General features: G+C 73.4%; 10 protein-coding genes and 3 pseudogenes. 7 read left to right on the top strand and 6 right to left on the bottom strand.

The window, feature by feature from the left end:
- Together AC2CJA_RS16575 and AC2CJA_RS16570 are read right to left on the bottom strand one after the other, a co-directional pair.
- Positions 1-796: phosphatase PAP2 family protein (locus tag AC2CJA_RS16575; RefSeq protein WP_484603474.1), on the bottom strand; the 796-nt coding region annotated here is incomplete at its 3' end.
- Between the two features lie 242 nt (positions 797-1,038).
- Positions 1,039-1,814 (bottom strand): annotated as a pseudogene (locus AC2CJA_RS16570) (hypothetical protein).
- Between the two features lie 275 nt (positions 1,815-2,089).
- Between AC2CJA_RS16570 and AC2CJA_RS16565 the strand changes: the two are divergent.
- Both AC2CJA_RS16565 and AC2CJA_RS16560 read left to right on the top strand, forming a co-directional pair.
- On the top strand, positions 2,090-3,883 hold the full coding sequence (locus tag AC2CJA_RS16565) for an MFS transporter (protein ID WP_484603473.1): 1,794 nt from the start codon (positions 2,090-2,092) through the stop codon (positions 3,881-3,883).
- A 40-nt stretch (positions 3,884-3,923) separates the two neighbouring features.
- A complete protein-coding gene (locus AC2CJA_RS16560) occupies positions 3,924-5,111 on the top strand; it encodes an acyl-CoA dehydrogenase family protein (RefSeq protein WP_484603472.1) in 1,188 nt (395 codons plus the stop codon).
- Positions 5,112-5,138: 27 nt separating this feature from the next.
- Here the strand turns inward: AC2CJA_RS16560 and AC2CJA_RS16555 are convergent, their stop codons facing one another.
- Positions 5,139-5,579, bottom strand: a complete 441-nt coding sequence (locus AC2CJA_RS16555) for a cell division protein SepF (RefSeq protein WP_093662885.1) — start codon at positions 5,577-5,579, stop codon at positions 5,139-5,141.
- Positions 5,580-5,888: 309 nt separating this feature from the next.
- Between AC2CJA_RS16555 and AC2CJA_RS16550 the strand changes: the two are divergent.
- Positions 5,889-6,659, top strand: a pseudogene (locus AC2CJA_RS16550) (DUF5685 family protein); the annotation flags it as partial.
- Between the two features lie 300 nt (positions 6,660-6,959).
- Positions 6,960-7,844, top strand: coding sequence for a S1 family peptidase (locus AC2CJA_RS16545; protein ID WP_484603471.1), 885 nt, complete (start codon positions 6,960-6,962; stop codon positions 7,842-7,844).
- 2 nt (positions 7,845-7,846) lie between these two features.
- Here AC2CJA_RS16545 and AC2CJA_RS16540 read toward each other — a convergent pair whose 3' ends face one another.
- Positions 7,847-8,002 (bottom strand): hypothetical protein, encoded by a 156-nt coding sequence (locus AC2CJA_RS16540; RefSeq protein ID WP_484603470.1) that lies wholly within the window; start codon positions 8,000-8,002, stop codon positions 7,847-7,849.
- 155 nt (positions 8,003-8,157) lie between these two features.
- On the opposite strand from AC2CJA_RS16540, the gene AC2CJA_RS16535 reads away from it, so the two are divergent.
- On the top strand, positions 8,158-9,180 hold the full coding sequence (locus AC2CJA_RS16535) for a S1 family peptidase (RefSeq protein WP_484603476.1): 1,023 nt from the start codon (positions 8,158-8,160) through the stop codon (positions 9,178-9,180).
- A 125-nt stretch (positions 9,181-9,305) separates the two neighbouring features.
- On the opposite strand, the gene AC2CJA_RS16530 is transcribed toward AC2CJA_RS16535, so the two are convergent.
- A complete protein-coding gene (locus tag AC2CJA_RS16530; RefSeq protein ID WP_484603469.1) occupies positions 9,306-10,334 on the bottom strand; it encodes an aspartate-semialdehyde dehydrogenase in 1,029 nt (342 codons plus the stop codon).
- Positions 10,335-10,558: 224 nt separating this feature from the next.
- Positions 10,559-10,882, bottom strand: a pseudogene (locus tag AC2CJA_RS16525) (poly(ethylene terephthalate) hydrolase family protein); the annotation flags it as partial.
- A 430-nt stretch (positions 10,883-11,312) separates the two neighbouring features.
- Here AC2CJA_RS16525 and AC2CJA_RS16520 point away from each other — a divergent pair.
- Positions 11,313-12,494 carry an acyl-CoA dehydrogenase family protein gene (locus tag AC2CJA_RS16520; protein ID WP_484603475.1) on the top strand — a complete coding sequence of 394 codons (1,182 nt, stop codon included), beginning with the start codon at positions 11,313-11,315 and terminating at the stop codon, positions 12,492-12,494.
- Positions 12,491-12,814: acyl-CoA dehydrogenase family protein (locus AC2CJA_RS16515; RefSeq protein ID WP_484603468.1), on the top strand; the 324-nt coding region annotated here is incomplete at its 3' end. The genes AC2CJA_RS16520 and AC2CJA_RS16515, both read left to right, overlap by 4 nt.

Raw genomic sequence — 12,814 nt, 5'->3', positions numbered from 1 at the left:
GCCGGGCGGCGACCGGCTCGGCGCGCGCCCCGGCGGTGCGCGGGCGCGCCGACAGGGGCGCGGCCCTCTCCCGGAAGCGGTACCAGTGGCTCAGCAGATACGCCTCGACACGGGCGATGAGTGGCTCGAACCACGGCAGCGCCAGCAGGATGAGCAGACCCGAGGCCCAGCCCAGGAGCACGTCGCTGACCCAGTGGGTGCCGATGTAGACGGTGGTGGTGCCGACGCCGAGCGCGAAGACCGCCGCGACGACCGAGAGACGGCGCCGGGCCCGCGGCGTGGTGGCCAGATAGGCCAGGATTCCCCAGGTGACCACCGCGTTCGCCGTGTGGCCGGAGGGGAATATATCGCCCGTCAGGAACATCTCGTTGGTGCCTATGCGGTTCGCGTAGTGCGGGCCTTCGCGTCCCATGCCGAGTTTCGCCGCCCCCACCGTCACGTTCAGCAACAGCAGGGAGGCGCCCAGGGTCAGCAGCGGGCGCAGCGTCCGCTGGCGCCAGGAACGCCAGCCGAGCCAGGCGGCGACCAGCACCGCGGTGGGACCGCGCTGGCCGAGGACCACGAAGTAGTCGAGGAAGGCGTGGAGCTCCGGCCACTGCTTGTACGGGCGGAAGAGCATCACCTGCCAGTCCAGCCGGACCAGCCGGGAGGTGGTCAGCACCGCCGCCACGATGGCCGCGTAGAGGGCCAGCGTGGTGAAGAAGAGCGTCTTGCGGGTGCCGCTCATCCCGGGCGGGGGAGTGAGCGGCCGCGCTGGCTCCTGTTCCAGGCGGGCGAAGATCCGGTCGGTACGCACTCCAAGGAGATTACAGGCGGTGACCGGCTGCACCGGACCGGCCACCTGCTTCGTAATGCCTATGTGATGTGCAACAGGCTTGCATCCGCACAGGGAGAGGCTGTTTCCCCACGCCCGGAAGAAGTCCGCCGATTTTCTGACCGGAACGCCTCGGAGTTGTTGTCGAGGATGCGCCGGGTGTTCTTTTTCAGGAAGGACGAACGCAGTCCACCGGCCGTTAACCGGTGCGCCGCCGAGCCGGGTCAGGGCGGGCCCGAGCCGTGCGGCCATACCGCCCCGTACACCGCCGCGCCAGGGCGGCCGCGGCGGGCAGCAGCAGCGGGAAGGCCGGCAGCAGCATCCGCGGCTTGGAGCCGAAGTACCCCTTGGCGCACAGCGCCAGCACCACGACCGTCCCCGCGTACGCCGACAGCGGCAACGGCTGCTCCTGCCGCACGCCCAGCACGCACAGCCACACCACCAGGGCCACCCCGGCGAGCAGCCCCACCCAGCCCAGCGGGGCGAGGATCACCCCGGCCGCCACGCGCGGCTCCCACCGCCGCTCCCCGCGGAGCCGCTCGGCGGCGGTGAGCCATACGGCCGCGACCACCGCGGCCCCCACCGGGCGGGTCAGCCCGGCGAGGGCGGCCAGCGTGCCCGCCCACACCCACCGGCCGGTCAGCACGGCGTACACCGCCCAGGCGGCCAGGGCCGTGAACAGCGACTCGCTGTAGGCCATCGACTGCACGACCCCGACGGGCAGCGCGGCCCAGAGCACGGCCAGGGTGACGCCCACCCGTCTGCCGTGGAGGCGGTCGCCGATCGCGAACAGCGCGGCGGCGGCGCACAGCGAGGAGACGGCGCTGACGGCCAGCACCAGCAGACCCAGCGCCCGCACGCCGGTGTAGGCCAGCAGCGCGGGCGCCGCGTACCGCAGGATCCCACCGGTGGTCCGCGCTGCCCGTGCCCGTGCCGGTGGCCCCGGGGGCGGGCGGCCGGCGCCACCGGCACGGGCGGGGCCACCACCCCGGCGGCCGATAACGGCCGCCGGGGGATCGTACGGCGGAGCGGCGGATCCCGGCGGCGGGGAAGAGGGGGGCAGCAGATCGCTCGCGGGCACGAACGAGGAGGTTATAAGGACGAGATGAAGTGATGAGATGGGTTTCGGCCAGGCGTCGGCGTGAGGCGCGCCACTCAGCCGTGCGGAGGACTCGCGTACGCTGACGCACTACTCGACCCTCCACACCGGGCCGGACGCCCCCGGCGTCCGGCGTTCCCCACGGCGGCGGTGCGAGCGCAACAGGAGGTGCCTACATGTCCGGGACGACCACGGCCGGAGCCATCAGGGCGGCGGACGTCCCACGGCAGAGACCGCGACGGACGGGGCCTGCGGGTCCGGGCGGCGGCCCTTCCGCACCCGGCGGCGGCGCGAGCCGCTGGACCGTGCTGGTCGTGCTGTGCGCCAGTCTGCTCCTGGTGGCCGTCGACGCGACGGTGCTGCACGTCGCCGTCCCCGCGGTCTCCCGGGCGCTGCGTCCCGGCCCCGTCGAGCTGCTGTGGATCGTCGACGCCTACCCGCTGGTCTGCGCCTCCCTGCTGATCCTCTTCGGCACCCTCGGCGACCGGGTCGGGCGGCGCAGGGTGCTGCTGTGCGGCTACGCCGTCTTCGGCGCGGCCTCGGCGCTGGCGGCGTACGCGCACACCCCCGAGGTGCTGATCGCGGCGCGGGCCCTGCTGGGGATCGGCGGTGCGATGATCATGCCGGCGACCCTGTCGATCCTGCGCCAGGTCTTCCCCGACCGCCGCGAGCGGGCGCTGGCCATCGGCGTGTGGAGCGCGGTCGCCGCGGTCGGCGCCGCGGTGGGACCGCTGGTCGGCGGCCTGCTGCTGGAGCACTTCTGGTGGGGCTCGGTCTTCCTGGTCAACATCCCGCTGATGCTGCTGTGCATCCCGCTCGGGCGCCGTCTGCTGCCGGAGTCCACCGGCGACCGCGACGGTCCCTGGGACGTGGTCGGCGCCCTGGTGGCCGCCGCCGGGCTGGGCGCGCTGATCCTGGGTGTGAAGCGGGCGGGCGGCGGCGAGACGCTCCCGGGCACGCTGGTGCCGCTGGCGCTGGGCGCGGTGCTGCTCGCGCTCTTCGTACGCCGCCAGCTCCGCCGCCGCCACCCCCTGGTGGACTGCGCCACCCTGGCCCGGCCCGCCTTCGGCACGGCGGTGGCCTGCATCGTGCTGACGGTGCTGGCACTGGTGGGCCTGGCGCTGATCGCTGCCCAGTACCTCCAGCTGGTCCTCGGGCTCAGCCCTCTGCAGACCGGGCTGCGGCTGCTGCCGCTCAGCCTCGCCGCGATCGCGGCCGGTCTGGCCGGCTCCCGGCTGCTGCGCCGGCTGGGGCCGCGCCTCATGGTGTTCACGGGCTTCCTGCTCACCGCCGCCGCGGTGCTGTCGCTGACCGGCGTCGGCCTCCGGGACGAGCCCGCCCTGCTCGTCTGCGGCTTCGTCGTGCTGGGCTTCGGGCTGGAGACGACGCTGTTCGGCGCGTACGAGTCGATGCTCAGCGAGGCCCCGGCCCGGCAGGCGGGCGGCGCCGCGGCGATCGGCGAGACCGCCTACCAGCTCGGCGCGGGGTTGGGCATCGCGGTCCTGGGCACCGTCATGAACGCCGCCTACGCCCCCGGGGTGCTGCGGACGGCGGGTGTGCCGGAGGCTGCCGGGGAGGACGCCGCCCACTCGCTGGGCGAGGCGTACGAGGTCGCGCGGCGTCTGGGCGGACCGGCCGGCGAGACGCTGCGTGAGGCGGCGCGGGAGGCCTTCGTCCACGGACTGCACACGACGCTGCTGGTCAGTGCCGGGCTCCTGCTGCTCGGCGCACTGGCCGCGCTGCGGCTGCCGCGTGCGATGGCGGTGCAGGATCCGGGCGGGGGCGCGGATCGGGGTGAGGGCTCGGGCGGGACCGCGGACCGCGGTCCCGGGCAGGAGCCGCGGGAGGATCCGGACCGGGCGGACGGGGGCGGAGCCGCCCCGGCACGGGCCTGCGCGTCCCCGGCCCCCGCCGGACTGCCCGGGCAGCCCGGCGGCTCCCTCTTGTCCAGCGGGGTTACCCGGCCGTAACGTCGGGCGCGACCCTCGAAGACCCCAGCCGGAGGCCACCGTGTCCAGCTCCGCCCCGCCCTCCTTCGACCCCGCCGATCCCCTCGGCCTGGACGACCTGCTCTCCCCCGAGGAGATGGCGGTCCGCGACACCGTCCGCTCCTGGGCCGCCGACCGGGTGCTGCCGCACATCGCCGAGTGGTACGAGCGCGGGGAGCTGCCCGGCATCCGGGAGCTGGCCCGTGAACTCGGCTCGATCGGCGCCCTGGGAATGCCGCTCCAGGGCTACGGCTGCGCGGGCGCGTCCGCCGTCCAGTACGGGCTGGCCTGCCTGGAGCTGGAGGCCGCCGACTCCGGCATCCGGTCGCTGGTCTCGGTGCAGGGCTCGCTGGCGATGTACGCCATCCACCGCTACGGCTCCGAGGAGCAGAAGCAGCGGTGGTTGCCGCGCATGGCGTCCGGCGAGGCCATCGGCTGCTTCGGGCTCACCGAGCCCGATCACGGCTCCGACCCGGCCGGGATGCGCACCCACGCCAAGCGGGACGGCGGCGACTGGGTGCTCAGCGGCCGCAAGATGTGGATCACCAACGGCTCGGTGGCCTCGGTCGCCGTCGTCTGGGCCCGTACCGACGAGGGCGTGCGCGGCTTCGTCGTGCCCACCGACACCCCCGGCTTCTCCGCGCCCGAGATCAGGCACAAGTGGTCCCTGCGCGCCTCGGTCACCAGCGAACTGGTCATGGACGGCGTACGGCTGCCCGCCGACGCGGTGCTGCCGGAGGCCACCGGGCTGCGCGGCCCGCTGAGCTGCCTGAACCACGCCCGCTACGGCATTGTCTGGGGCGCGATGGGCGCGGCCCGCTCCAGCTTCGACGCGGCGCTCGAGTACGCGCGCACCCGCGAGCAGTTCGGCCGGCCGATCGGCGGTTTCCAGCTCACCCAGGCCAAGCTCGCCGACATGGCGCTGGAACTGCACAAGGGCGTCCTGCTCGCCCACCACCTCGGGCGGCGGATGGACGCGGGCAGGCTGCGCCCCGAGCAGGTCAGCTTCGGCAAGCTCAACAACGTGCGCGAGGCGATCGAGATCTGCCGCACCTCCCGCACGATCCTGGGCGCCAACGGGATCTCCCTGGAGTACCCGGTGATGCGGCACGCCACGAACCTGGAGTCGGTGCTGACCTACGAGGGCACCGTGGAGATGCACCAGCTGGTGCTGGGCAAGGCGCTCACCGGCATCGACGCCTTCCGGTGAGCCGGCCGGGCCCGGCGCCGGGACCGGTCAGCTCTGGTTGAAGAATCCGTCGGGGCTGCGGCGCTCCTGACCGCTGATCACCTGGTAGTCGGGAGGGGTCAGCAGGAAGACGCGCGTGGCCACGCGCTCGATCGAACCGCGCAGGCCGAAGGTCAGGCCGGCGGCGAAGTCGACGACCCGCTTGGCGTCGGCGGGCTCCATGGCCGTGAGGTTCACGATCACCGGAACGCCCTCCCGGAAGAGCTCGCCGATGCCCCGGGCGTCCCGGAATCCGTCGGGGGTGACCGTCGCGATCCGGGTGCCCTGGTCCTGGGCGGTCTCGGCGGTCACGCGCACCCGAGGGTCGGTGACCCAGGCGTCACGGGCGTCCTCGGGCTCGGAACCCTCTGCGTACTCGTCGTCGTAGTAACGCATCTCGCTGTCGTCGACGAGGCCCAGCCAGGCACTCGCCTTGCGCACCGATCCCATGGACGCCTCCTCTCACATGCACGGTCCACCGTGTCTGGCAGCGCCTCCGCCGCGGGGCCCGCACCCCTATCGTCGTCCATGATGCTGACAACGCGCCAAACAGTTACCCGTTCCGCACGGGATTCGTGACGGTTCTGGTGCACAGGGCACGCGTGGCGCGCCCCCACGGCGGGGGCCGGGAGCCTGTAGGGGGCGGTGACGCGGCGCCGAACCGGGCGGCCCCGCCGGACGGGTGGTCACCAAGGGCATACGGGTGAAGTGCCCGCTATCGTGACGTGCACTCATGCGTCAGGGGTAACGGGGGGAAACCTGTTCGGCATCATCAGGCCGTGCCGTCACGGGCTGGGCGAGCGGCCGCTGACCGCCTGGACCGCACACCTGTGCGGGCTCTGCCTCGCGCTGCGCGGCGACCACGGCCAGTTCGCGCGTGTCGTCACCAACTATGACGGAATCGTCGTCTCCGCGCTGACGGCGGTCACCGAGCCGACCGAGACCGCCGCCGCCTTCGCCCACACCGCCCGCCTCGCCGGTCGGCCCGGTAACGAGGAGCCGCTGGCCGGGGCCGGGCGGCTCTTCGGGCGGCTGGTACATCTGCTGGACGCCGTCGAGGACCTGGCCGCCGGCGAGGAGGCGGGCGCGTGGAACCCGATCGCCGCCACCGGCACCCCCTGCCGGAGGTGCGCAGCCTGTGCGACGACGCCGTCCACGGCATACGACTGGCCCTGCGGGACGTGGAGTTCGCGAACGAGGAGGGCGCCGAACTGGTGCGGGCACTGCTGGGCCGCGAGGCGGGGCACGCGGTGGACCGGGCCTTCGCGGCGGCGCGTGTTCACCCGCCGCGCCCGGGCTCCCCCCGGTGTTCCGGGACGTCCCGGAACAGTATTTCCCGGCCCTTCGCGCAGCCGGGGCGCGGTGGCCGGATGCATGGTGTGGACGGGGCTGTTCTGCACTGGACAGATTTGCTGCCGCAAGGAATATGAGGACCCCCGGTCGGGGCGCAGACGCGAGGGCCTGTGCCGCTCCTGCGACTGCTCCGGATGCTCGGACTGCTGCGAGTTCTGCGACAACTGCTGTAGGTGCCACAACGGCCCGGGGGGGTTCGGGCGGTTCCGGTGGGTCCGGTGGTGGCGATGGGAGATGCGACTGCAACTGCGGCTGCGGAGCATGCGACTGACGGCTGCTCATGTCCGGTATGCGGGTTGCCCGGTGCGCTGAGCGATGCCACTTGGCGCAACGACACCCTTGCGCGCACCGATCGAACGTGTGAATACTCCGTCCCGGTGCTTGTCAGGGACGCGTCGCACAGCGGGTCCCCGGCGACTCCATGCGCCCGTGCCCCATCGCGGGTTCCCCCCATTTCCTTCACAGGAGGAACAGCCAGTGAAGACCGAGCGCACCTCTCCCAAGCGCGGCCGTATCCGCATGCTCGCCGCGGTCTCCGCCGTGGCCGCCGCCGCGGCCATGGCTCTGCCGACCTCGGCGAGTGCTGCCCCCGCCCCCTCGCCCGCCGCCCAGGTCGCCATGGCGGACAAGGCGATGAAGACCGCGGACGTCGCAGGGACCGCCTGGTACACCGACAAGGAGACCAACACCCTGGTCGTCACGGTGGACAGCACCGTCAGCAAGGCCGAGATAGCCAAGATCAAGAAGACCGCCGGCGCGGGTGCGGACGCCATTCGCATCGAGCGCACTTCCGGCAAGTTCAACAAGCTGATCTCCGGCGGTGACGCCATCTACCGCAGTGGCGGTGGGCGCTGCTCGCTGGGCTTCAACGTCCGCAGCAGCAACGGGACGGACTACTTCCTGACCGCCGGGCACTGCACCGACGGCTACCCGTCCTGGTCCTCCAGCGCCGGCTACCTCGGTCCGACGGTCGGCTCCAGCTTCCCGGGCAACGACTACGGCCTCGTCCGGCACGACAACTCGCAGGCCAAGCCGGGCACGGTCGGCAGCCAGGACATCACCAGGGCCGCCAACCCGTCCGTGGGCCAGCGTGTCTACCGTCGCGGCAGCACCACCGGCACCCACAGCGGCACCGTCACCGGCCTGAACGCCACCGTCAACTACGGCGGCGGCGATGTCGTCTACGGCATGATCCAGACCAACGTCTGCGCCGAGCCCGGCGACAGCGGCGGCCCGCTGTACTACGGCACCACCGCCTTCGGCCTGACCTCCGGCGGCAGTGGCAACTGCACCTGGGGTGGCACGACCTTCTACCAGCCGGTCGTGGAGGCGCTGAACGCGTACGGCGTGAGCGTTCACTGACCTCACCGCTCCTCGGGCCCCCGTCCGGCCGCGCCGGGCGGGGGCTCCGCCGTGCCGCCGTGCCCGCCGAACCGGACGGACGGGCCCGAGGTGCCGGACGGTGCCGGTGCGAGGATGATGACGGAGGCGGTCATCACCCTCGGATTCGGAGTGGACACTGTACGTGTGTGTCTCCGTCGGCCGAGGAAAGGATGGCCGGGCCGGACATTCCTCCGGGGCCGCTCCCCCCACAGGCGGCCCCACCCCCACGGGAGGCACAGTGCTCAAACACCGACGGACACTCACGCGGCGCGTCGCCATCGCGGGCGCGGGCATGGCGGCGATGCTCTCCGTCCCCCTCGCCCCGGCGAGCGCGGACACCCCCACCCCCGTCGCACCCAGACCGCTCACCCCCACCGCCGCGGGCCAGCTGGCCTCGACCCTCGCCGGCGACCTCAAGGACGACATGGCGGGCGCCTACTACGACGCCGAGGGACGCAAGCTGGTGGTCAACGTCCTCAGCGAGACGGGTGCGGAGAAGGCCCGGCAGGCCGGCGCCGAGCCCCGGATGGTCGAGCACTCCCTCGCACAGCTCGAAGCCGTGCGGAAGGACCTCACGGCCAAGAGCGTCCCCGGCACCGCGCGCGCCGTCGACCACCGGCTCAACAAGGTCGTCGTCACCGCCGACAGCACGGTCGGGGAGGAGGCGCTGGCCGATCTGAGGAAGCAGGTGGCCGAGCGGGACGACATGGCGGTCCTCAGGCAGGCCGAGGGGGAGTTCGCCCCCCTGGCCCTGGGCGGCGACGCGATCTGGCGCCGGGACGGCGCGCGCTGCTCGCTCGGCTTCAACGTGGTCAGGAACGGCATGCCGTACTTCCTCACCGCGGGCCACTGCGCCCGGCTCTTCGACCGCTGGTCCGCCACCCGCTCCGGGCGCGGCATCGGGATCACCGTGGCGAGCGAGTTCCCCGGCGACGACCACGCCCTGGTGCGGTACACCACCCGTACGGACCACCCGAGCCGGGTGAACCTGTACGACGGGACCAGCCGCGCCATCACCCGGGCCGCCGACCCCCTCGTCGGCCAGCGGGTGTGGCGCAGCGGCAGCACCACGGAGGTCCACGACGGGGAGGTCACCGCGGTGGACGTCTCGGTGACGTACCCGCAGGGCAGGGTCGACGGACTGATCCAGACCGACGTCTGCGCCGAGCCCGGCGACAGCGGCGGCCCGCTGTTCTCCGGCACCACCGGCCACGGCCTGACATCCGGCGGACGCGGGGACTGCTCGCGGGGAGGCGAGACCTTCTACCAGCCGCTGACCGAGGCGCTGCGCGACCACGGCGCCCGGATCGGCTGACGGCCCGGATCGGCTGACAGCCCGGCCCGCCTCCCCCTTCGGGAGACGGGCCGGGCCGTGGAGTGCGGGGCCGCGTACCGGGCGACGCAGGCCGGTACCTGTCGAAGCGGCCCTTCCGCTCCGGGTCAGCGGGACTCGGCCGCGACCAGCTCCGCGATCTGGACGGCGTTGAGCGCCGCGCCCTTGCGGAGGTTGTCGCCGGCGCAGAACAGGGCCAGGCCGTGCTCGGCGGTCTCGTCGGCGCGGACGCGGCCCACATAGGTCGGGTCCTGGCCGGCCGCCTGCTGCGGGGTGGGCACGTCGGAGAGGACCACGCCGGGGGCGTCCTGAAGCAGTTCCCGGGCGCGCTCGGGGCTGATCGGCCGCTCGAAGCGGGCGTTGATCTGGAGCGAGTGGCCGGTGAAGACCGGCACGCGCACACAGGTGCCCGAGACCCTCAGCTCCGGGATGTCCAGGATCTTGCGGCTCTCGTTGCGGAGCTTGTGCTCCTCGTCGGTCTCGCCCAGCCCGTCGTCCACGATGGAGCCCGCCATCGGCAGCACGTTGAAGGCGATGGGCCGCACGTACTTGTCGGGCTCGGGGAACTCGACCGCGGAGCCGTCGAAGGCCAGACGGGTGGCGTCGCCCTCGACCGCCTTGCGGGTCTGCTCGTCCAGCTCGGCGACACCGGCCAGACCGCTGCCGGACACCGCCTGGTAGGTGGCCACGACCAGGGCGGTCAGCCCGGCCTCGGCGTGCAGCGGCCGCAGCACCGGCATGGCGGCCATGGTGGTGCAGTTGGGGTTGGCGATGATGCCCTTGGGGCGCTCGGCGGCGGCCTGCGGGTTCACCTCGGAGACCACCAGCGGGACCTCGGGGTCCAGCCGCCAGGCGGAGGAGTTGTCGATGACCACGGGCCCGGCCGCGGCCACCTTCGGGGCCAGGGCCTTGGAGGTCGAGCCGCCCGCGGAGAACAGCACGATGTCCAGCCCCGTGTAGTCGGCCGTGGCGGCGTCCTCGACGGTGATCTCGCCGCCCTTCCAGGGCAGCGTCCGTCCGGCCGAGCGAGCCGAGGCGAACAGCCGCAGCCGCTCCACCGGGAAGTCGCGCTCGGCCAGGATCTCGCGCATCACTGCGCCGACCTGGCCGGTGGCTCCGACGATGCCGATTCTCATGGGGCTCCTTCTGTCGTGCGTGTCCCGCTGCGTCAGCCCTCTACCCTGCCCTGCCGGGCGTACGTGCGCCAACTTCCTTTGGCGTACGTCACACCCCGGGCGGGCCCGGAGGGGGACGGAAAAAGAGGCGGCTGGACGCGCGGAGGCGGCGGTCGCCCGAGTGCGGCCGCCGCCTTGTGACCGGGCCCCGGCCGTCACTTCGGGGCCCGGTGCCGGTCCGGTGTCAGTGCGGCCAGCAGCTGGTCGCCGCGGCTGCCGGGCTGGTCGTAGCGGGTGATGGTGTCGATGGTGAAGACCACGAAGCCCTGCGAGGCCAGGCGGGGCCCGTACCAGGCCATGCTGGACTGGCTGGCGGTGTAACCGGGGGAGATCGCGACCGCGCCGAAGGCGCCGTCACGGGTGTCGGTCGGGTAGTAGATCGTCCCGCCGCCGAAGCCGGACACCAGGGAGGGCACCCGGTCCTCGGAGACGGAGTAGGGGCCGCGGACGGCCTCGATGCTCCGCTCGGTCGGGTCCGGCCCGCGCTCGTAGGGGTTCTCGGCGGTCTGGACGGCGGCCGCCGGCGCGGCGCCGGAGTCCTGGGACGCCTGGGTGGTGGGCTGGGCGACCGCCCACGCCGCCCAGGACCATGGCCAGGGCCACGCCCAGCTTCGTCGGGCGGCGGGGGGGTGCGGCGGTGCCCGGCGGCCGCGCCCGGGGTCGTGTCGTGCTGCTGCGGCTCCATGTTGACCCTTTCCAGGTGTGTGAGGGGTGACCTTCTGGGGTCGGACGGATGCATCGTGGTGCCGGAGCACACGGCTCCGCATCGGTGAAACCGCCGGTTCCGGCAGGGACCCGGTGCGAACCCGGCCGGCGTCGCGGGCGGGGAGCCGGATCCGGAACCGGGGCCATTGACGTACCGGTCGGTATGCCGCGAGGATAAGCAAGCGCTTAGTCGTGGCCCGTGAAGGAGATCCCGTGCCCCCTGCGAACGCCCCCGTGACAGACCCGGACGAACTGCGCCGACGTACCCAGGCGCTGCTCGCGGAGCACGATCCGGCCGCCACCGAACCACTCGACTTCCTCCGCGCCCGCTACGACGCGGGACTGGCCTGGGTGCACTTCCCCCACGGCCACGGCGGACTCGACGCGCCCCGCGCCCTCCAGGCCGTCGTCGACGCCGGACTGGCCGCCGCCGGTGCCCCCGGCAACGATCCCCGCCGCAACGGCATCGGCCTGGGCATGGCCGCGCCGACGATCCTGCGCTACGGCACCGAGGAGCAGAAGGAGCGCTTCCTGCGCCCGCTGTGGACCGGCGAGGAGGTGTGGTGCCAGCTGTTCAGCGAGCCCGGGGCCGGCTCCGACCTGGCGGCGCTGGCCACCAGGGCGGTGCGCGACGGCGACTCCTGGGTGGTCGACGGCCAGAAGGTGTGGACCTCCGGCGCGCACAACGCCCGCTGGGCCATCCTGATCGCCCGCACCGACCCGGACGTCCCCAAGCACCGCGGCATCACCTACTTCGTCTGCGACATGACCGGCCCCGGGGTCGAGGTGCGGCCGCTGCGCCAGATCACCGGCGAGGCGGAGTTCAACGAGGTCTTCCTCACCGGCGTCCGCATCCCCGACGCCCACCGGCTCGGCGGGGTGGGGGAGGGGTGGAAGGTCGCCCAGACCACCCTCAACAACGAGCGCGTCGCCATCGGCGGCCAGCGCATGCCGCGCGAGAGCGGCATGGCGGGCAAGGTCGCCGCCACCTGGCGCGAGCGCCCCGAGCTGCGCACCCACGGCCTCCACCAGCGGCTGCTGTCGGGCTGGGTCGGCGCCGAGGTCGCCCGGCTCACCGGTGAACGGCTGCGCCAGCAGCTCACCGCGGGCCACCCCGGCCCCGAGGGAGCCGGGATGAAGCTGGCCTTCGCCCGCCTGGCGCAGGAGCTCAGCGGCCTGGAGGTCGAACTGCTGGGCGAGGAGGGCCTGTCCTACGACGACTGGACCCTGCGCCGGCCCGAGACCGTGGACTTCACCGGCCGTGAGGCCGGCTACCGCTATCTGCGCGCCAGGGGCAACTCCATCGAGGGCGGCACCTCGGAGGTCCTGCGCAACATCATCGCCGAGCGGGTGCTGGGACTGCCCGCCGAACCCCGCACCGACAAGGACCTGCCCTGGAAGGAGCTGGCCCGATGACGGACCTTCTCTACTCGGAGATCGAGGAGGAGCTGCGCGCCAGCGTCCGCGCGCTGCTGGCCGACCGCTGCCCGCCCGGGAACACCCTGGCCCGCTGCGAGACGGGCGAGCCCTACGACCGCGGGCTGTGGCGGACCCTCGCCCGCGACCTGGGCACCGCCTCCCTGGCGGTGCCGGAGGAGGCGGGCGGCGCCGGGGCGTCGGTGCGCGAGGTGGCCGTGGTGCTGGAGGAGCTGGGCCGGGCGGCGGCGCCGACGCCGTACCTGGGCAGCGCGGTGCTGGCCACCACCCCACAGCTCGCGCTGGAGGACGCGGACGCG

The sequence above is a fragment of the Streptomyces sp. ATLC9 genome, assembly GCF_057196705.1.
The sequence above is the reverse complement of the archived record's forward strand: the minus strand, read 5'-3'. Positions and strand labels throughout refer to the sequence as shown.

Excerpts from the sequence above, each read along its gene's own strand:
- AC2CJA_RS16565 (WP_484603473.1), top strand. The coding sequence starts at position 2,090 with ATGTCCGGGACGACCACGGCCGGAGCCATCAGGGCGGCGGACGTCCCA.
- AC2CJA_RS16555 (WP_093662885.1), bottom strand. The coding sequence starts at position 5,579 with ATGGGATCGGTGCGCAAGGCGAGTGCCTGGCTGGGCCTCGTCGACGAC.
- AC2CJA_RS16535 (WP_484603476.1), top strand. The coding sequence starts at position 8,158 with ATGGCGGCGATGCTCTCCGTCCCCCTCGCCCCGGCGAGCGCGGACACC.
- AC2CJA_RS16530 (WP_484603469.1), bottom strand. The coding sequence starts at position 10,334 with ATGAGAATCGGCATCGTCGGAGCCACCGGCCAGGTCGGCGCAGTGATG.